Here is an 18,508-nt window from a genome sequence, read left to right as displayed (position 1 = left end):
GCTTGAGTCGTCAGACTGTGGCGCCCTGTCCCTCTGTTGTGCCACAAATTTCCATATCTGGAAGCGATAGACAATCAGAAACAGAAACAGTTTCCGGTTTTGTGCAGCCGCGGCACGCCGCGCGGGCCGCTGTGAACGGCGCGCCCGGGCAGAGACAAGGCTGTGCGTGGCGCGGATCAGTCGGGCGAAAACCGCTCCAACGCTTCCACATCCGCCGTCATCAGGGCCTTGGATGCCGCGCGGATCGTCTCGACAGGCCAGTCCCACCAGGCGAGCGTCAGCAGGCGCTCGATATCGGCCTCGGGCAGGCGTTTGCGAATAGGCGTGGCCGGATTGCCGCCGATGATCGTGTAGGGATCGACATCGCGTGTGACGACGGATTTGGCGGCGATGATGGCGCCATGGCCGATCGTCACACCGGGCATGATCACCGCATCCCAGCCGATCCAGACATCATGGCCGATCGTGATCGCCCCCTTGTTCGGCCACGGTCCTGGATCTGGTTCACCCCAGCCCCCGAAAATCGGGAAGGGATAGCTCGACAGCCGGTCGGCAAAATGATTGCCGCCATTGAGGACGAAGGTCGCGTCCGCCGCGATCGAGCAGAACTTGCCGATCACCAGACGATCCTCGATGAAGTCGAAGGCGTATTTGAGCTGGGTCTCGGCAAAGCGGGCCGGGTCATCGAAGGAATGGATATAGCTGTATTCGCCGGCCGTGACCTTGGGATGGCCGGCCACCAGCGGCTTGAGATAGGCCATGCTCGGCGCTGCCGGCATGGGCGACCGGTTCATGGGATCAAGAGCAGGGTGGTCGAAGGCGGAAGTTTCGTGTGAGGCCGTCATGAACAGACTCCGGGCATGAGGGGTTTCAAATGATCGAAACGCGCCCCCGGTCTCCCGGCCAGGCGCGGTCTAGCCGCGATTGTTCATTTGAGCGCTCTCCTGTGTCCGGCGCGTGGCGAGGGTCGATGCTAGTCGGGTTCGGAATTACTGTCACCCGCAGGGCCATCGCCCCCCAGTGTGATTTGCGCACCCCCGTCCGCATAGCGGACCCAATTGGTGACGGACCAGTTCTCACGCAGGAGCTGGTCTATCGTCTCCGCAAAGCGCTGCGGGCTGGGCCATTCCGTGAAGCTGCCGTAGGAACCGCGGCCATCGGCCGTCGACAGGGTTAGCGAGACGACGGCCCTGTCCTCGTCTTCGCCGCGGCTGATGGCCAGCAGGTTGGAGCTCTCTCCGGCCTCGATACGAATCATCGGATCACCGGTGGGAGAGGCGCGATAGGCGATCGGCGTTCCGTCCGGGCCGAGTATGGCGCTGAGCACGCCACCACGCGGTCGGAATTCGGCTGCTCCAAGATAGCAGGACAGCGAGTCTCGGGAGACCGGGTCCGTCTCCGGCGCGGCCAGTAGTGACATCATCAGCGCGTTCTCCAGCGAGGCACCCATGTCGGACGAGGCCTGCTGGAATTCAGCCGTGTCTGAGCCCTCGATGGCGCGACATGTTTCCAGGTGGGCCTGCATGGCGGATGCTCCGGAGAAGGTGAGCTCTGCCGCCGCATCGAAATCGGCACGGGTCAGCTCGCCATAATGGGTCATGCGCAACTTCAGGGTCCAGCCATTGATCCAACTGGTCCAGGTGCCACTCTGCGTGCCGTTCTGCTCGAGCAGTGTATAGCGAACCGGAACGCCGCCCAGTTCGGTGGTGCCGGCTTCAACGTCGCGAGCCGTGTTGAAGTTCCGGCGCATGCTTGTCATGGCCGCTTCGAAGCTCTGCTCCTGTGAGGACTCCGGCGTGTGGTACATATGAATGGTGATCGTCGGGTTTTGTTGATTGCGAACCGCATAACTGCAGGCGACGTCGGTGCCGCGCGCATCGAAGCTGATCATTTCGCGGCGAACGAAAGGCCCGGAGTCTGACGGGCAATAATAGCTGGTGAAACGGTGGGTAACCGCGTTTTCGTCCTCGAAACGCCATTGCCATTCGTCCTGGGCGCGATTGAGTTCCAGCAGGCGGTCGCCGATGGCTTGCCATTCTGCGCGCCGGCCTAGCTGGAGCGCGGCGTTGGCTTGGCGGGTCAGCGCGATATCGAGCGCTTCGAGATTTTCAGCGTCATTGGTCTCGACGATTTCGACTGCCCGGCTGAACAGCTCGTATGCGCCCTGCAGGTCGGTGACTGCAAGCCGCAGGTCGCCATAGAGAATGCTGGCATTGAACGCCTCGGCGGGAGACTGGGCCGCGGCCACAGCCGCTTCGGCCTGCCGCAACGCTTCGTCTGTATCGCCGTCGCGATAAGTTGCGATGGCGGCCTCGACATAGGCGTCACTCGTCTCGGTCTGGGCGTGTGCCAGTGGCGCGAGAACGGCCATCGCCGCGATGCCTGAAAGAAGATGATGCCGCATGCCGTCCCCCTTTGGGCAATTTTCGGTCCTGCGACCTTCAAATGCTTTTTGGGCGACGGCAAGGCTGCGTTGCGGCAATCGCGGGGCTAAGCCGCCCCCGGCCCGCGCGGGCCCTCGCCCGGGCCACCCGGGCGGCGCGCCATGAAGGCGAGCTTTTCGAACAGAATCACGTCCTGCTCGTTCTTCAGCAGGGCACCGTGCAGCGGCGGGATCAGCTTGCGCGGATCGCGTTCAGCCAGGACCGAAGCGTCGATATCCTCGACGAGGAGAAGTTTCAGCCAGTCCAGGAGTTCCGAGGTCGAGGGCTTCTTCTTGACGCCGGGCACATCGCGGATCTGGTAGAAAAGCGTCAGCGCTTCAGACAGGAGGCGTCCCTTCAGGCCCGGATAATGGACCTCGACGATCTTGCGCATGGTTGATTCGTCGGGGAAGGCGATGAAATGGAAGAAGCAGCGGCGCAGGAAGGCGTCCGGCAATTCCTTCTCATTGTTCGAGGTGATGATGATGACCGGGCGGTTCTTGGCGGTGATCGTCTCGCCGGTCTCGTAGACATGGAATTCCATCCGGTCGAGCTCCTGCAGGAGGTCGTTGGGGAATTCGATATCGGCCTTGTCGATCTCGTCGATCAGCAGGACGGACCGCTCGGGGGCGGCGAAGGCCTCCCACAGCTTGCCCTTGCGGATGTAGTTGTTGATGTCGTGCACCCGGTCATCGCCGAGCTGACTGTCGCGCAGGCGCGCCACGGCATCATACTCATACAGGCCCTGGCGGGCCTTTGTGGTCGACTTGATGTGCCATTCTATCAGCGGCATGCCCATCGCCTGGGCGACCTGCTTGGCCAATTCCGTCTTGCCCGTGCCCGGCTCGCCCTTGACGAGTAGCGGGCGCTCGAGAGCAACCGCGGCGTTGACCGCGGCACTCAGTTCACCATCAGCAACGTACTGATCTGTTCCTTCAAAGCGCATGCCAGCGATCTAGCGCGATTGGTCGCATGTCTCCAGAGGGCTGAACCCGTTAATTTTGTATTCGCCACCGACACGCGTCGATTAAGGGACTGTAAAGACGAATCCCGTCGAGTGTGGTTGCATGATGAAAAAGGTGCAGGATCCATGGCTGACGGGATGATGCGGACCCAGAATTTTTACGCCTTCGAATGGCTGACCGGGAAGGTTGCGGATTGTGATCCCAATTTCCCGACCACTCTGCATGCCTGGGATGGCGAAAGGCTTGAACTGGGCAATGTGAACACGGCCTATTTCGGCTTTGTCCAGGACGGCGAGGCAACGCTTGTCACCGCCTCGGGACAATTCACGCTCCGGGCGGGGATGTATTTCTCGGCCAATAACGCGCTCACCGTTTCCGGTGGCCGCGGGATCGTCATGGCCCGCGAGTTCCACCAGGCGTTTTTCACGATCGGCGGACCGGTCGAACCGCAGGGGCGCCTCAAATATATCGATGGCTGCACCGACAGCCTGCTGATCGCGCCGGTCAAGATGGGCGATCCCTGCCTCAACCTGCTCTATTTCCCGCCCGGCATTGACCAGACCTCTCACACCCACCCGTCCGACCGGATCGGTGTGGTCTATTCGGGGCGCGGTGAATGCGAGACGCCGGAGGGTATCATCCCGCTCGAGCCGGGCGTGATGTTCCGCATTCCCTATGAGGGGCATCACAAATTCCGCACCTTCGACAGCGAGATGCGGGTGATTGCCTATCATCCGGACAGTGATTTCGGTCCCCAGGATGAGAACCACCCGATGATCAATCGCACGATCGTCGACGGTGTCTCTGCATCGAAAATCGACTCGATCCGCACCAAATAGGGGCGGGTCTGCCGAAACAAAAAGGGGCGCCTCCGGGCACCCCTTTTTTGTTTTAACACGTCGACTTCCAGCCTTCATGCGATGCTCCAAACAAGCGTCACCCTGACGAAGGTCAGGGCCCAGATCATAGAGCGTGATGGCGCCCCAGTTGGATGTACTCAGTCTTATGAACTGGGTCCTGACCTTCGTCAGGATGACGTTTGGAGGAGGCGGAAAAAGTGAGTTCGCATGACCGAAATCACGGGTGGGTCAACAAGCTCGCGTTAAAGTCCAAGTATGGCCCAGCATCCCTGCGTCTCCATCCTCGCCAGCCAACGAAACGGCACGCTCCATATCGGTGTGACGGGCAATATCGCGATGCGGATCATGCTGCACAAGGAAGGCAAGGGGGCCGCCTTCACCCGCATGTACAGGGTCAATCGCCTAGTCTGGTATGAATTTCACCAGGATTTCGGTTTCGCTATCGAACGCGAAAAGCGCCTGAAAAACTGGCATCGCCAATGGAAGATCAATCTGATCGAGCGCACCAATCCCGATTGGGAAGGCCTGTACGACACCATCCAGATGTGGGCGCCGATGGATTGAAGGCGGGGCTCAGGATTCCGCGCGGTCATCCGGAGCGTGTTGTGGGCGCAGCCAGTCGGTGCCGTTTTCGTCCGGCTTTCCGGTGGCGGCGTCATAGCGGCCGCGGCGCAGATTGCGGCGGCGATTGATCTCGCTCGCGGCGGGCCTTTTCTCGCCATCGCCCAGGGCAATTTCCAGATTGCGCAGATCGGTGATCATGGCGGCCAGTTCGTCCATTTCCATGGCGAAGGGATGGTCCGGTCCGGGCGTCGTGCGATCGAAGGTGACATGTTTCTCGATCACGACCGCACCAAGGGCGGCCGCCGCGATTGGTGCCATCGCACCGGGTGAGTGATCGGAGAGGCCGACCGGGAGGCCGAGCGTCCTTCGCATCGTCGTGATCGCGGTCAGGTTAAGATCCTCCCAGGCGGGCGGATAACTGGCGGCGCAGTGCAGCACCGTCAGATTCGGGCAACCGGTCCGGCTGAGCGTGCCCACGGCCTGGGTGACCTCATCCATATAACTGGCGCCGGTGGACAGGATGAGCGGCTTGCCGGTGGCGCCCAGGGCCTCCAGCAATGGTGTGAAGGTGAGGTCGCCGGAGGCAATCTTGTAGCGCTTGACCCCGATCTCTTCCATCAGTGCAACAGCATCCAGCGAGAAGGGCGTGGACATGAATTCCACCCCATTCTCCTCGGCGCAGGCCTTCAAGGGCGCATGCCAGTCATCGGGCAGGCCGGCATTGCCGAATGCGGCGAATTTCGGATTCTCCACGACCTGTCCGTCCGCATCCTTCACAAAGCGGGCGATGAGGCCCTCGCGGCTCAATGTCTGGAATTTGACGATATCGGCCCCGGCCTTGGCGCAGGCCCCGATATAACGCTTGGCGACGTCGATATCGCCGCCGTGGTTGGAGCCGATTTCGGCGATCACATCAATGTGGGTCATGGGTCAGGAGGCCAGGTCTGTGAGGATGGATTTGAGCACATGCGTCTCGTCGAGCAGGCGGCACAAATGCGCCGTGTCGACCGGCCAGTCGCGTTCCGCAAGGCTGGCATAGAGCACCCGCACCAGGGCGAGATCGTCCTGTGTGTCGACCGAAACATCAAACTCCGGCCGATGCAGGGCCTCCGGAAAATCCACCGTGTGACAGCGGAAGCGGTCGAGATGATCCCGAATGAAGACGGTGACATGCTCGCGATCGCGCGGGGTCGTCTCTGCGGCGCTGTCGAGCTGACGCAGGACGGCGGTCTCCACGACCTCGGCGCGCAGGCCCTTGGGCAGGTGACCGGCGCTGGGGCGGGTATATTCGGCGCCCTGGGCCCGATGCTCGGCGACGCAGCGGGCGATCACGGCAGGGTCGCGGAACGGGCTGTCCGAGGTGATTCGGATCAGCGTCTTTGCCAGCGTGTGTTCGGCCACCAGAAGGAAGCGCGACAGCACATCCTCTTCCGAGCCGCGGAAGACACGGATGCCCTCGCTCTCGGCCAGAGCCACGACCGCATCATCATCGGGATTGGTCGTGGTCGCGATGACCAGTTCGTCCACACCCTCAATGGCCCGCAGATGGCGGCACTGATAGGCCAGCAGCGACACATCGTCGTGCAGGGTTTCCAGGATCTTGCCCGGCAGCCGGTTGGAGCCGGTGCGGGCCTGAATGACGGCGACTGTCCGGGTCACGATCATGTCTCCTCGGTCGGCGGGATTTCGATGTCCTGCCAGGTTCGAACCATACGCGTTGGAGCATAGGGCGGAAAGGTTGACGGGATATGGCCGATCAGATGCTCGCGTCCGGCCAGCATGCGGATCAGCAGGGCGGGGATATTGAGGCCTGCCAGCGTCATCAGATAGCCAAAGCCCCACATGCGCGGATTGATCTCCAGCAAATAGGGCAGGGCGTCCCTGGTCGGGCGTTTCAGCTCGACAGCCGCGAGGCCATGCCAGGGGCCGGAAGCCTGGAGCACGGCAAGACCGGCGGCCATCAGGCCGGGATCATCAACCGTCTCGCCGGCGATGGCGACACCGCCGGAAGGCGGGTTGGTTTGCAGCTTTCGGTGCAGGGTCGACACGACCAGGTCGCCCTGGTTCCAGAGCGAGCCGATCGTATAGACGGTTTCCGCCCCGCCGGGGATGAGTTGCTGGACGACACAAGGGCCATGTTCGGCCGACGTCTCGGCCCACACGGCGTGCAGTTCTGCAGGGTCGGCGGGGTAGCTCACACCGCGCGCGCCGCGTGAGCTGCGCGGTTTGAGCACGCAGGGGAAGCCACCGTCCCAGCCCTCGAGGTCCGCGTCGCAGGCGGGTTGCAGCGTGTGTGGATGGGGCAGGCCGACCCGGCTAACCCGATCCAGCAGCAAGCCCTTGTCGATCCCGAAGGCGATCACCTCCGGCTCGGCGACCGGGACGCGCAGGCCGGCTGCGCTCCAGGCGCGGGCAACCGGGGCGAGGGCCGCGATCTCGGCTTCCGATCCGGCGATGATGATGTCGAGCCCCTCGCGTTCGCAGAAGGCCTTCACCGCCGCCCGGTAGGTCGCCGGGTCTGCGGCCGAGGGCAGGATGGTGTGTTCGGTTCCGGGCTCGAAAAGCCCGCCGGCCAGCGCATTGGTGTCAGCGGCGACCAGGCGCAGGGACGGGTCGGCGAGGCGCAGGGACCGCAATGTGCCCAGGCCGGGCGGTGCGCCAACGCCGGTGACGAGGACACCTTTGGTCAGGTCCGACAGGCTCATGTCGACCGCCATTGGTCGAGCGAGCGACCAAGCAGGTGTTCCAGGGCTGCAATCTCGGGCTCGAATTGCGCCTGCAGGCGGGCGCGCATTGCTTCGGCCATTGGCGGGATCGAAACCTTGGTGTCCTGGATCGGGGGGTAGACGCCGTCGGCGCTGGTGGCGCCAGCGACGCCACTGACCGGAGCGATCAGTTCGGCATGCAATGTCTCGAAGCTGGCGCCATCCCGATCATCATGGGCGCCTTCGAGAATGCTCATTTTCGAGCGTGGAATTCCGCCCGTATTATAGCGTTTCTCCACCGTGACCGGCACATCGCTGTCGATCTCCAGAAAGTCGAAAATTCGTCTGACCGTTCCCGGCCCGTCCTGATCGAGCTCGTCCTGCAGCAGGATGAGCATCTTGCCGAAACGGTCGCGATACTCCCGCAGGCGGTCGGCATAGCGGCCGGTATCGGCGTAGAGCCACTGAAAGCCCCAATTGGCGGCAATCCGGCGCGGCTCGTCGGCGAGCGCTTTCTCGAACGAGTAGAATTCCGCATCGCGGCGCACATTCTGGAGGTAGTGGGAATAGGTCCGATCCACCGGATTGCGAAGGATGGCGATGATCCGTGTCTCCGGCCCGCAATAGGTCATCACGCGCGGCGCCGCGATCGGGGCGTAGGCGTAATAGTCCGGCGAGACGTCGCCAATGCGCGCTTGCCCGGCATAATCCACAAACAGGGCCTGATAGTCGCTGACATTCGGCGCCGTGTCGAAATGGTAGAATTCCGGCCAGTAGACCGAGCCGTCGCCGACGCCGGAAAAGAAGCGGCCTTCCTTGCGGACCTTCGACAGGAAGACGTCGTTGTGCTGGCTGAGATAGTGATAGAGCGACGTGGTGCCGGATTTCGGCGCGCCGATGACCAGGAAATTCGGCCAGACCTGGTGGCCGCCGGATGTCGGCCCGGTTTTGCTCCGGCTGTCACCTGTCATGTGCCTGCCCTGTCTTTCTCAATCCGCTCGGGGCGAATCACCGTGGCGCTTGCCGACCAATGGACCTGTTGAGACTTAAGGATTTACTGCGATTCCACGGAACCCGTCGCGGCCAGCCCGATCAGGTGCCGGGCGACCCGGCCTGCACCATCGCCATCGACCAGGGCCTGGCCGGTCCGGGCCATGGCCTGGCGGCGTTCGACATCCGTGATCAGGGCGGTCAATTCGGTCTCGAACTGGCGGTCGAAACCCGGATCCTCCGGATTGAGCGAAAGGCCCAGTCCAACGCTTTCGAATTGCTCCGCCCGGTCCAGCTGATTGGCAGCGATCGGCACGCACAGGGTCGGCAGGCCGGTCGCGGCAGCTTCATGCAGGCTGGTGCCGCCGGCGAGAATGCCGATATCGGCAGCTTGCAGGGCCTGACTCAGGGGCGGTACGGGGCCATCGGTAGCCGGGCCGCGCCACTCGCAGTCGATCGCGGGAAATGCCCGCGCCAGAATGGCGCGAATTCGGGCGAGGAGCGGTGTGTGTGTCCCGCCCAGTGACAGCAGGACATGCCGCGCCGCTGCCCGCACCTTGCGGGCTGGGAGATTGGCGTAGCTATCTGATAGCAACAGGTATTTGGGTCCGCTGAGCGCGCGCGACCCGGAGGGGGACAGGCCGGGCAGGAAGCCCTGGCGGATATGAAGGTCCGGGATGGCGCCATGCAGGAAATTGCCGATCAGGGTGACGTGGAACCCTTGCCTGCGAAGCGCGGCAACCCGTTCAGCCTCGGTGAACTTCCAGTCCGCCACGAGGTGGTGGACCTGCTCTGACCCCAGCTGGTCGACAAGATCGTCATCGCTGTCCAGCGTGACAATCTTGATGGCCGGGGCGAGATCGGCGGGCAGGTGTTGCGGGGTCGTGGTCAGCCAGACGGGCGTCGCGCCTGCCGCGACCAAGGCATTGGCCAGGGCCCCGCATCGCATGACATGCCCCAGCCCGATCCTGTCCGAGCCATCGGCGCGAAGGGCGAGCCGCACCGACATGCGGGTCAGCCCGGTTTGCTGGCCAGCTCGGCCAGATCCGTGGCCACGCGTGACATCGTATTGTCCCAGTCCTGGAAGCCGGAGCCGAAGAAAGAGCGGGTTTGGGGATACCAGTGCTGGCGATCCGATCCGAGTAGCGTCCAGGTCGAGGAGCGGGCGTGGATGAACCAGACCGTGCCACCACAGGCGGCAGCCAGGTTGGAGGTCGCATTCATGGGTCCGATTACAAGGTCACAGGCCGAGGCATAGGCGGCAACCTTGTCGAGATCCATTTTCAGATCGATATCGGTGGGCTGGTGCAGGGTGACGCCAAAACGCTCCTTGGCGAGGGCGAGTTCATCCTCGACCTTGCCATATTGCAGGTTGATGAAGTCCACGCCCGGCGTTTTCAGCACAGTCTCCCAGGCGTCGAAAGCCGAGAAAAAGCGGGAGCGGCGGGCATTCATGTTCAGGGATTTCCACAAAACGCCGACCTTCAGCCCCGTGCCGAACCCGTCGATCTGCTCGCGGAAGGTGGCCTGTACCTCGGCGTCCGGGGTCAGGAAGCCCTTCTCGGCCGGGAAATCCTCAACGCGATTTCGGAATGAGCGAAGCGGCGTGGCCATGGGCGTCCAGAAATCTGCGCCATTCTCCAGCATGGGCGGTACGACGCGCACATCGCGGCCCTCGACACTGGCCGACATGTGATGGCCGACAACCGCGTCGGGAAAGGACCTCTGAACCAGGGGCATGAGGCGGTATTCGCAGGCGATACGCAGCTCCCCGTCCGGCCCGACGGCCTCGAGCAGATCCTTGACGGTATTCATGAAAAGGATTTCGTCGCCGAGTCCCTGCTCGCCAACGAGCAGCAGGGTCTTGCCGCGCATTTGCTCGGCATGGGTGCCATCCCACATCGGGGTTTTGAGGGTGAAAAGCGTGGCCTGGGCCCGGTTCGGGTTGAGCCGGCTCTCATTGGCGGCCCAGCCTTCCTCGATCCGGCCGGCGGCCAGCAGGACCATGGAGCGGCCATGCTGCATGGTGGCCTCCTCCATGGGGTCGGCAGGGTCCAAGAGGGCGGCGTCGAAATGCGGAATGGCAAGCTCGGGTTCGCCCAGCAATTCGTGGATATTGGCCATATTGTTGTGAGCGCGCCCGTAATTCGGCCGCAGGCGAAGCGCTTCTTCATAGAATGTGCGCGCCTGCACGGGGTCACCACTGTCATTGATGACGGTGCCCATCGAATTCCACAGTTCGAAATTGTCCTGATGCGCATAGATCGCCGTGCGCAGGATCTCGATCGCTTCCTCGAACTTGCCCGCATCGCGCAATACGCCGCCGAGATTGATCGCGGCATCGACGGCGGTCGGGGCTAGCTTGTATTGCAGACGGTAGAATTTCTCCGCCGCCTCCAGCATGTCGAGCTTCCAGGCGACGAGGCCGAGCTTCTGGTAGATCTCGGCGTCCTTCGGATCGATTTTCCAGGCGGCTTCGAAAAAGTCGAGCGCGCGCGACAATCGGCCCAGATTGTACAGCATGAGCCCGAGCACATGATTGGTCAGCGCGATGTCGGGGGCGAGCAGCCAGGCCTTGTGGGCGAGACGGGCCGCAGCGACATTGTCGCCTTCGGCTGACGTCTTCATTGCCCGTTTGGCGAGGGCGACGACTTTCTGGAAGGTACGCCGACGTTCGGCAGGCATGCCTTCCAGGTGCGAGTCCACGCGGACCGCCTGGGCACCGAGCGGTACCGCATCGCGGGTTTCATTCTTCTCGATTTCGGCCTGGGCGGATATTTCCGCATCAAGGTCGAGCGCGCTGGCTTCCTGCATGGTCATCAATCCTGCCTCGATTCTGTCGGCCAAGGCAGGAGATTCGCTTTAAGAACTCGCTAATAACGAATGACGGCATGCGGCTGCCGTGGAAACCTTTTCTTCACCCCATATTGCCAACCTGCACGCTGCGAAAATCACTGATCGCACTCGTTGTGGACCGGAGGGACCTCATGCCGCTCAAAATCTCGCTCAAACCCGGCGAGAGGTTTGTTCTGAACGGAGCCGTTATCGAAAACGGTGACCGGCGGGCCAATCTTGTGCTGCAGAACAAGGCTTCGGTGCTTCGCGAGAAGGACATCCTGCAGGCCGAGGACGTCGATACACCCGTCAAGCGGATCTATTTTCCGATCATGATGATGTATCTGTCCGACAAGAATGACGACAAGCTCTACGACGAATTCGTCCTCCGGATGAATGAGTTCATGGGTGTTGTCTCGGATCCGCAGATCCTCGCGCTTTGTGTGAATGTCAGCCGCGATGTCATGGCGGGTGAGCACTACAAGGCGCTGCTGGGGTGCCGCAAACTCATGACCTATGAAGCCGAGAGGCTGAGCTGATGTCGTTTCAAGCCTATCAAAATACCGCGGCGCGGGCCGAAGATCCGCGAGCCACCGAATACCGGCTCTTTGCCCAGGTGACGCGTTCCTTGATGAATGCCAAGACCCTGCCCATGGAAGCAGTCCGCGACCGGGCCGAAGCGATTGACTGGAATCGTCGCGTCTGGAGCAATCTGGCGCTGGATTGCGCCAGCCAGGACAACAAGCTTCCCGAGGCCTTGCGAGCCGCCATCATCTCGCTGTCCATCTTCGTCTCCAAGCACGGCAGTCACGCCATGCGCAATCCCGAGGCGCTCGATGATCTGGTCGACATCAACCGGACTGTCATGCAGGGGCTGATGCCGCAGGCCAATGCCAGCGCGAGCCAGGCCGCCGGGTAACAATTGCCGAGGCGGCAATATCGGGCGGGCAGGAACAGGCACCTTCTTCGGAGGGTGCCTTTTTTAATATCCTAATACTCAGATTTGATTGGTTTTTTCGCGTCCGTTCCGCGGCATGCCGTTTGCGATGCCTGCTGTGAGCAAAAGGCTCGCGGCTGAAAAATTCGGCCTTAAACGCATCCAGAATGGAGAGCAAAAAAATGGCACTTTCTGTCAACACCAACGCTGGGGCGATGATCGCCCTGCAGAATCTGAACAAGACGAACATGTCGATGAATGAGGTTCAGAATCGTATCAACACCGGTCTGGAAGTGGCCAGTGCCAAGGACAATGGCGGTGTTTACGCTATTGCCCAGCGCATGCGCTCTCAGGTCGCCGGCTATGGTGCGGTCTCACAAAGTCTGGACCTCGCAACATCGGTCACCGACGTAGCCCTGGCTGCCGGTGAGGCGATCTCCGATATTCTCGTCGAAATGAAGGAAAAGGCGCTCGCGGCATCTGATGCATCGCTCGATGCAGCCTCCCGAACGGCCCTGAATGAAGACTTCAAGGCCCTGCGGGATCAGATTGCAACGATTACCTCCAATGCGGAGTTCAACGGCACCAACCTGATCAATGGTTCGGTGACCTCGATTTCCGCACTGGCCAATTCGGACGGTTCCAACACGATCACCATTTCTGACCAGAACTTCACTCTGGCAGGTGGTACCGTGACGGTGGCGGCCACGGCTTCCTTCGCTTCGGCAGGTGACGCATCTACGCTTGTCACCACGATCGAGACGTCTCTCGACAACCTGAATACCTCTCTGGCCAAATTGGGTACCGCTTCGAAGTCGTTGGAAATTCACAACAACTTCGTTTCGCGGCTCACCGATACGCTGGAGCAGGGGATCGGCAATCTGGTCGACGCCGACCTGGCCAAGGAAAGCGCCCGACTCCAGTCGCTGCAAGTCAAGCAGCAGCTGGGTGTCCAGGCGCTCTCAATTGCCAACCAGGCGCCGCAGACCATCCTGTCGTTCTTCGGCTAAGTTCGTCCGGCCGGGATCGCCTTCGTGGCGATCCCGGTCATTTTTTTCAGGTTCACCAGCGCTGGCGTATACCCATGTCCAAATTCGACTATTAACCTGATATTAATCATAAAATCTTGCCGATCGGCAGATTTTACCTAGCCATTTGCGCCCTTTGATAGGCAATTTTTGCCGGGCAAATGGTTACCGGGGAAAGTTTGACTCGGCAAAAACAGCCCACCGAATCACGCGACCCCGAGTTAACCTTCGAGGTCAACAGCCAACTGGCACCAGCTTTGCTCTTTCCACAACAGGGTCAGAAGACCCGACGGGCAGAACGTCCGCGTAAAACCAGAATGGAAAGGGCCAAGAAATGGCTACAATCAACACGAATGCTGGCGCCATGGTTGCGCTGCAGAACCTCAACCAGACCAATCGCGACATGGAGCAAGTCCAGAGCCGCATCAACACGGGTCTGGCTGTGGCGTCCGCCAAGGACAATGGCGGCGTGTACGCGATCGCTCAGAAGATGCGTTCCGACGTCAACGGTTATGCCGCTGTCGGCAACTCGCTTGATCTCGCTGCTTCGACCACCGACGTGGCCCTGGCCGCTGGTGAGGCCATCGGCGATATCCTGATCGAGATGAAGGAAAAGGCCCTGGCCGCTTCTGACTCGTCGCTCGACACCGCGTCGCGCACGGCGCTGAACGAAGACTTCAAGGCACTTCGCGATCAGATCACGACGATCGTCGACAATGCTGAATTCAATGGCACGAACCTGATCAACGGTTCCGTGACGTCGATCTCGGCCCTGGCCAATGCTGACGGTTCCAACACCATCACCATCTCCGACCAGAACTTCTCTCTGGGCGGTGGTTCGGTGACCGTGGCTGCGACCGCATCCTTCGCGTCTGCTGGCGATGCTTCCACGCTCGTCACCACGATCGAAACCTCGCTCGACAACCTGAACGCTTCTCTGGCAAAGCTCGGCACCGCGTCCAGCTCGCTCGAGATCCACAAGGGTTTTGTCGGCAAGCTGTCTGACGCCCTGGAAAAGGGTATCGGCAACCTGGTCGATGCGGACCTGGCCAAAGAGAGTGCTCGGCTTCAGTCCCTGCAGGTCAAGCAACAGCTTGGCGTTCAGGCACTGTCGATCGCCAACTCGGCACCCAGCACGATCCTGGGTTACTTCCGTTAATCACGGATTGGGTAGCGGAGCCTCGCTCCGCTACCCGCCTCCGCGGTTGACGCGAAGATTTAGTGAGGCGCTGATGCCTCCGCGTCAGCGAATAGGAAAATGGCAGAAACGGGGTTCAATCCTAGATCTGTTCCCGTCACACCCATCAACGAGAACAGAGACATATCAACTGACCGCCCACGCGATGCCGTGCGGCGGGTCGAGCCTGTTCAGGACAGCGATCGCAGCGCGCAGACCGGTAATCGTCCGGAAGACAATGCCGCTGATATCGAGCGCCTTGCCGCGGACACGCTTGCCAACTCCCGTCTGAAAATCCTCCAGGACAATGCGTCCGGCGACTATATCTATCTGATGGTCGATCAGGATACGGGCGAGACGGTCCGGCGCTGGCCGCCGGAGAAGCATGCCGACCTTATGGAATTCCTGCGTACGCGCACGGGCGGCCTGCTCGATCGACGGGCCTGACGTCCAGGTCCCACCGGGGTGATGACCCGGCAAATTTTGACCCCCCGGGCACATGTGTCCCGGCAATGCGTGGTCAGACGGCGCAAGCCAATCTCTGAATTCATATATCAAGCATTTGACTTAAAACGTTTTTATTGAGCGTCCCAAAACGGCACGCCTTTTGCGCATCCCGTTTCGAACAGCCGCTGAATGGCGGTTTTATGAAACGCGGGAGAATGTCGCATGACGATGAGCGTCCATACCAACACCGGAGCCATGATCGCTCTTCAGAACCTGAACAAGACCAATGACGACATGTTGGGCGTTCAGAACCGTATCAATACCGGCCTGAAGATCAGCGGCGCGAAGGACAATGCGGCCATCTACGCCGTTGCTCAGGGCATGCGAGCCGATATCCGCGCATTGGAAGCGGTCCAGAGCGGTCTCGATCGGGCGTCGACAATCGGTGATGTCGCGCTCGCGGCCGGCGAGTCGATCTCCGACCTTCTGGTCCAGATGCGCGAAAAAGCCACCGCCGCCATGGACCCGTCTCTCGATACCTTCTCGCGCCAGGCCTATGATGCGGACTTCAAGGCGCTGCTCGACCAGATCAGCGGCATCCTCCAGAACGCCGAGTTCGACGGTGCCAACATTCTCGACGGTTCCATCTCCAGCGGTATCGAGTTCCTTGCGGACGCCGACGCGGCCCGCTCGGTCACGCTGAAGGCGCAGGACATGACCATTGGCGGCGCGATCGTCACCATTGCCGCCACCGCCAGCCTTGGTTCTGTGACGCTGGCAACCAACGCTGTTGCCGCGATCAAGACGTCGCTCGAGAATGTCAATCAGGCGCTGGCCAATCTCGGCTCGGATACAAAGAAGCTGGAAGCGCATTCCAGCTTCGTCGGAAAATTGATGGACTCGCTGACCAAGGGTGTCGGCGACCTCGTTGACGCCGATCTCGCGGTAGAAAGTGCGAAACTCCAATCGTTGCAGGTCAAACAGCAACTGGGTGTCCAGGCGCTGTCGATCGCCAATGGCCAGCCGCAGATCATCCTCAACCTGTTCGGCGGCTAACCCGTTCCACCACCTCCACCACCACGGCGCGGCTCCCGGTTTCCGGGGGCCGTTTCCGTTTGGGCGACTCAATCCATGATTTCCGGCATCATTGCGCATGAATGTCGTGCCGCCGGGCACCGCGGCTGGGAGTATTGCCGATGGCTGACGCCTTCTTGCCTTATGGGCGCCAATCAATCGACGACAGCGATATCGAGGCGGTCACCGCCGTTCTGCGTGGCGACTGGCTGACCACGGGCCCGTCAATCGACGCGCTTGAAGTCGCCTTCGCCGCCATGGCCGGCGCCGAGCATGCGGTTGCCTGCTCCAACGGGACCACGGCCCTGCATCTCGCACTCGCGGCTGAGGGCATCGGTCCGGGTGATGTCTGTATCGTGCCCGCGATCACCTTCATGGCGACAGCCAATGCGGCGCTGTATTGTGGCGCCGAGGTCGTCTTTGCCGATGTCGATCCCGACACCGGCCTGATGACGCCGGCGACACTCGCCGAAGCGCTTGCAAAAGCCGGTGATGCGGCTCGGGCGGTTCTGCCTGTCCATCTGGCCGGTCAGTGCGAAGCCATGAGCAAGATGGCGGATCTGGCCGCGAAGGCCGGGGCTGTGCTTGTGGAGGATGCCTGTCACGCGGTCGGCTCGAAATGGCAGGGCGAGCCGGTCGGGAATTGCCGGTTTTCGCGTGCAGCGACTTTCTCCTTCCATCCGGTCAAGACGATCGCGGCCGGCGAGGGTGGCATGGTCACCACCAATGATGCCGAGCTCGCGCGGCGCATGAAGAGCCTGCGCAGTCACGGTATCGAGCGCGATGCCGGTCGGCATCAGCGTCAGGCGGGTGAGCCCTGGTGGCATGAAATGCAGGCGCTCGGATGGAATTATCGTCTCAGTGATATCCAGGCGGCGCTGGCCTTGTCCCAATTGAAGCGTCTCGACGCCTTTGCCGCCCGTCGTCAGGCACTGGCTGCTGCCTATGACGCGGCGCTGGCGGGCAATCATCCCGGGCTTGAGGGGCTGGCAAGAACTCCTGACTGTGATCCCTGTCTTCATCTCTATCCGGTTCGGATCGATTTTCAGGGGAGCGGGAAAAGCCGGGCCGAGGTTATGACCGAGCTGGTCGCGAAGGGCGTGGGCAGCCAGGTCCACTATATCCCGGTTTGCGACCAGCCCTTTTACATCGCGCGCTATGGTGAGGCGGATGTGCCGGGCGCGCGGCGTTATTATGCGCGCACGCTCTCCCTGCCGCTCTTTGTCGGCATGGCCGATGAGGACCCGGCGCGGGTTGTCTCTGTGTTGTCGGACGTTGTGGGCAGCTAGGCGGCGGCTGCCATCCCGATCAATTCGCGCAGCGCCGCACCTGTCAGCTGTTCGGGATTGGTGTTGGACGCGTAGTTGAACCCGTCGGGAACGAGGTGTCCGCCGGACGCCATATAGCGCGCCGTGACCTTGGCCCCGTGCGCCGGCAGGATGGCGAATCGGTCATCCAGCTCGATCGTGGTGCGGGCATCATCTTCCGGGATCATGATCTCGTGCAACTTCTCGCCCGGACGGATTCCGATCACCTTGTGCGGCAGATGCGGCGCCATGGTGCGGGCGAGGTCGGCCGTGCTCATCGACGGAATTTTCGGCACGAAGATCTCGCCACCGCGGGCCATGGACAGGCTGGACAGCACGAAATTCACGCCCTGGTCGAGCGTGATCCAGAACCGCGTCATGCGCGGGTCCGTGATCGGCAGCTCCTGGGCGCCGCTGTCAATCAGGCGTCGGAAATAGGGAATGACCGAGCCGCGCGAGCCGACAACATTGCCGTAGCGCACGACCGAGAAGACCGGCCCCCCTTCACCGCCCATATGCTGGGCAGCGGTGAATATTTTATCCGCAGCCAGTTTCGAGGCGCCATAGAGGTTGATCGGGTTGGCGGCCTTGTCGGTCGACAGGGCGCAGACATGCTTGACGCCGCGCTTGATCGCGGCCCGAACCACATTCTCGGCGCCCATCACATTCGTCTTGATGCATTCGAAGGGATTGTATTCGGCGATCGGCACATGTTTCAGCGCAGCCGCGTGGATGACGATGTCGACATCACGCATGGCCTGGTCGAGCCGCGACTCATCACGAACATCACCGATGAAATAGCGCAGGAAGGGATAGTCGCTGGGCGAAAAATCCTGAGCCATTTCATACTGTTTGAGCTCGTCACGGGAGAAGATGATCAGCTTTTTCGGCTTGTATTCGGCGCAGATGGTCTCGGTCAGCTTGCGGCCGAACGAACCCGTCCCGCCGGTGACGAGAATGGTTTTGCCGTCGAGCGGCATGCGCGGATCGAGGAAGGAGCGTTGGTTCATCATTTCCTCGAAAGGCGTTTCGGGCGCTGTCTTGTCCGACATGCTGGGCCTCGCGATTCGTATCCAGTGACCGACGCTGCGCCGCCAAGGTTAACGGTGGGTTAGGCCTGTCGAAGCGCGAACAGGCTAACAGATTTTCGGCGCTGTGAGCAGGGCAGTCGGATTGCCCTGTCATGCTTGGCGATC

The 18,508-nt window shown here is 61.5% G+C and carries 19 protein-coding genes; 9 read left to right on the top strand and 10 right to left on the bottom strand.

Annotation, left to right across the window (positions count from 1 at the left end):
* Positions 1–176 precede the first annotated feature (176 nt).
* From JXQ94_RS08425 to JXQ94_RS08415, 3 genes are all read right to left on the bottom strand, one after another.
* Positions 177–779, bottom strand: a complete 603-nt coding sequence (locus JXQ94_RS08425; RefSeq protein ID WP_421923733.1) for a CatB-related O-acetyltransferase — start codon at positions 777–779, stop codon at positions 177–179.
* A gap of 194 nt (positions 780–973) precedes the next feature.
* Positions 974–2,404, bottom strand: coding sequence for a tetratricopeptide repeat protein (locus tag JXQ94_RS08420; protein ID WP_421923324.1), 1,431 nt, complete (start codon positions 2,402–2,404; stop codon positions 974–976).
* 86 nt (positions 2,405–2,490) lie between these two features.
* Positions 2,491–3,369, bottom strand: coding sequence for an AAA family ATPase (locus JXQ94_RS08415; RefSeq protein ID WP_421923323.1), 879 nt, complete (start codon positions 3,367–3,369; stop codon positions 2,491–2,493).
* A 144-nt stretch (positions 3,370–3,513) separates the two neighbouring features.
* On the opposite strand from JXQ94_RS08415, the gene JXQ94_RS08410 reads away from it, so the two are divergent.
* Both JXQ94_RS08410 and JXQ94_RS08405 read left to right on the top strand, forming a co-directional pair.
* A complete protein-coding gene (locus JXQ94_RS08410; RefSeq protein ID WP_421923322.1) occupies positions 3,514–4,227 on the top strand; it encodes a cupin domain-containing protein in 714 nt (237 codons plus the stop codon).
* Positions 4,228–4,503: 276 nt separating this feature from the next.
* Positions 4,504–4,812, top strand: coding sequence for a GIY-YIG nuclease family protein (locus tag JXQ94_RS08405; RefSeq protein WP_421923321.1), 309 nt, complete (start codon positions 4,504–4,506; stop codon positions 4,810–4,812).
* Positions 4,813–4,821: 9 nt separating this feature from the next.
* Here the strand turns inward: JXQ94_RS08405 and JXQ94_RS08400 are convergent, their stop codons facing one another.
* The 6 genes from JXQ94_RS08400 to JXQ94_RS08375 all read right to left on the bottom strand — a co-directional run bounded on the left by JXQ94_RS08400 (position 4,822) and on the right by JXQ94_RS08375 (position 11,354).
* Positions 4,822–5,739 (bottom strand): N-acetylneuraminate synthase family protein, encoded by a 918-nt coding sequence (locus JXQ94_RS08400; protein WP_421923320.1) that lies wholly within the window; start codon positions 5,737–5,739, stop codon positions 4,822–4,824.
* Positions 5,740–5,742: 3 nt separating this feature from the next.
* Positions 5,743–6,471 carry a cytidylyltransferase domain-containing protein gene (locus JXQ94_RS08395; RefSeq protein ID WP_421923319.1) on the bottom strand — a complete coding sequence of 243 codons (729 nt, stop codon included), beginning with the start codon at positions 6,469–6,471 and terminating at the stop codon, positions 5,743–5,745.
* A gap of 2 nt (positions 6,472–6,473) precedes the next feature.
* A complete protein-coding gene (locus JXQ94_RS08390) occupies positions 6,474–7,517 on the bottom strand; it encodes a hypothetical protein (RefSeq protein ID WP_421923318.1) in 1,044 nt (347 codons plus the stop codon).
* On the bottom strand, positions 7,514–8,488 hold the full coding sequence (locus tag JXQ94_RS08385) for a sulfotransferase family protein (protein ID WP_421923317.1): 975 nt from the start codon (positions 8,486–8,488) through the stop codon (positions 7,514–7,516). The genes JXQ94_RS08390 and JXQ94_RS08385 overlap by 4 nt, the downstream gene beginning before the upstream one ends.
* Positions 8,489–8,571: 83 nt before the next feature.
* On the bottom strand, positions 8,572–9,516 hold the full coding sequence (locus JXQ94_RS08380) for a hypothetical protein (RefSeq protein WP_421923316.1): 945 nt from the start codon (positions 9,514–9,516) through the stop codon (positions 8,572–8,574).
* A 5-nt stretch (positions 9,517–9,521) separates the two neighbouring features.
* On the bottom strand, positions 9,522–11,354 hold the full coding sequence (locus tag JXQ94_RS08375) for a tetratricopeptide repeat protein (protein ID WP_421923315.1): 1,833 nt from the start codon (positions 11,352–11,354) through the stop codon (positions 9,522–9,524).
* Between the two features lie 140 nt (positions 11,355–11,494).
* On the opposite strand from JXQ94_RS08375, the gene flbT reads away from it, so the two are divergent.
* From flbT to pseC, 7 genes are all read left to right on the top strand, one after another.
* Entirely contained in the window at positions 11,495–11,881 is a 387-nt protein-coding gene (flbT, locus tag JXQ94_RS08370) for a flagellar biosynthesis repressor FlbT (protein WP_421923314.1), read from the top strand.
* Positions 11,881–12,261, top strand: coding sequence for a flagellar biosynthesis regulator FlaF (gene flaF / locus JXQ94_RS08365; protein WP_421923313.1), 381 nt, complete (start codon positions 11,881–11,883; stop codon positions 12,259–12,261). Before flbT ends, flaF begins: the two co-directional genes overlap by 1 nt.
* A 200-nt stretch (positions 12,262–12,461) precedes the next feature.
* Entirely contained in the window at positions 12,462–13,289 is an 828-nt protein-coding gene (locus JXQ94_RS08360) for a flagellin (protein ID WP_421923312.1), read from the top strand.
* A 352-nt stretch (positions 13,290–13,641) separates the two neighbouring features.
* Positions 13,642–14,466, top strand: coding sequence for a flagellin (locus tag JXQ94_RS08355; protein WP_421923311.1), 825 nt, complete (start codon positions 13,642–13,644; stop codon positions 14,464–14,466).
* A gap of 189 nt (positions 14,467–14,655) precedes the next feature.
* Complete coding sequence (locus JXQ94_RS08350; protein WP_421923310.1) at positions 14,656–14,931, top strand: flagellar protein FlaG; 276 nt, start codon at positions 14,656–14,658, stop codon at positions 14,929–14,931.
* Between the two features lie 222 nt (positions 14,932–15,153).
* Positions 15,154–15,987, top strand: a complete 834-nt coding sequence (locus JXQ94_RS08345; protein WP_421923309.1) for a flagellin — start codon at positions 15,154–15,156, stop codon at positions 15,985–15,987.
* A 140-nt stretch (positions 15,988–16,127) separates the two neighbouring features.
* Entirely contained in the window at positions 16,128–17,294 is a 1,167-nt protein-coding gene (gene pseC / locus JXQ94_RS08340) for a UDP-4-amino-4,6-dideoxy-N-acetyl-beta-L-altrosamine transaminase (RefSeq protein WP_421923308.1), read from the top strand.
* Here the strand turns inward: pseC and pseB are convergent.
* On the bottom strand, positions 17,291–18,364 hold the full coding sequence (gene pseB, locus JXQ94_RS08335) for a UDP-N-acetylglucosamine 4,6-dehydratase (inverting) (RefSeq protein ID WP_421923307.1): 1,074 nt from the start codon (positions 18,362–18,364) through the stop codon (positions 17,291–17,293). The genes pseC and pseB overlap by 4 nt on opposite strands.
* Between the last annotated feature and the right edge of the window lie 144 nt (positions 18,365–18,508).

Source organism: Maricaulis maris (genome assembly GCF_049116555.1).
GTDB classification, from domain to species: domain Bacteria; phylum Pseudomonadota; class Alphaproteobacteria; order Caulobacterales; family Maricaulaceae; genus Maricaulis; species Maricaulis maris_C.
This window is presented reverse-complemented; position numbering and strand designations above follow the sequence as displayed.

What these genes read in the sequence shown, in the direction of transcription:
- JXQ94_RS08425 (WP_421923733.1), bottom strand. Translation starts at nt 779, where the DNA reads ATGCCGGCAGCGCCGAGCATGGCCTATCTCAAGCCGCTGGTGGCCGGC.
- JXQ94_RS08420 (WP_421923324.1), bottom strand. Translation starts at nt 2,404, where the DNA reads ATGCGGCATCATCTTCTTTCAGGCATCGCGGCGATGGCCGTTCTCGCG.
- JXQ94_RS08415 (WP_421923323.1), bottom strand. Translation starts at nt 3,369, where the DNA reads ATGCGCTTTGAAGGAACAGATCAGTACGTTGCTGATGGTGAACTGAGT.
- JXQ94_RS08410 (WP_421923322.1), top strand. Translation starts at nt 3,514, where the DNA reads ATGGCTGACGGGATGATGCGGACCCAGAATTTTTACGCCTTCGAATGG.
- JXQ94_RS08405 (WP_421923321.1), top strand. Translation starts at nt 4,504, where the DNA reads ATGGCCCAGCATCCCTGCGTCTCCATCCTCGCCAGCCAACGAAACGGC.
- JXQ94_RS08400 (WP_421923320.1), bottom strand. Translation starts at nt 5,739, where the DNA reads ATGACCCACATTGATGTGATCGCCGAAATCGGCTCCAACCACGGCGGC.
- JXQ94_RS08390 (WP_421923318.1), bottom strand. Translation starts at nt 7,517, where the DNA reads ATGAGCCTGTCGGACCTGACCAAAGGTGTCCTCGTCACCGGCGTTGGC.
- JXQ94_RS08385 (WP_421923317.1), bottom strand. Translation starts at nt 8,488, where the DNA reads ATGACAGGTGACAGCCGGAGCAAAACCGGGCCGACATCCGGCGGCCAC.
- JXQ94_RS08380 (WP_421923316.1), bottom strand. Translation starts at nt 9,516, where the DNA reads ATGTCGGTGCGGCTCGCCCTTCGCGCCGATGGCTCGGACAGGATCGGG.
- flbT (WP_421923314.1), top strand. Translation starts at nt 11,495, where the DNA reads ATGCCGCTCAAAATCTCGCTCAAACCCGGCGAGAGGTTTGTTCTGAAC.
- flaF (WP_421923313.1), top strand. Translation starts at nt 11,881, where the DNA reads ATGTCGTTTCAAGCCTATCAAAATACCGCGGCGCGGGCCGAAGATCCG.
- JXQ94_RS08360 (WP_421923312.1), top strand. Translation starts at nt 12,462, where the DNA reads ATGGCACTTTCTGTCAACACCAACGCTGGGGCGATGATCGCCCTGCAG.
- JXQ94_RS08355 (WP_421923311.1), top strand. Translation starts at nt 13,642, where the DNA reads ATGGCTACAATCAACACGAATGCTGGCGCCATGGTTGCGCTGCAGAAC.
- JXQ94_RS08345 (WP_421923309.1), top strand. Translation starts at nt 15,154, where the DNA reads ATGACGATGAGCGTCCATACCAACACCGGAGCCATGATCGCTCTTCAG.
- pseC (WP_421923308.1), top strand. Translation starts at nt 16,128, where the DNA reads ATGGCTGACGCCTTCTTGCCTTATGGGCGCCAATCAATCGACGACAGC.
- pseB (WP_421923307.1), bottom strand. Translation starts at nt 18,364, where the DNA reads ATGTCGGACAAGACAGCGCCCGAAACGCCTTTCGAGGAAATGATGAAC.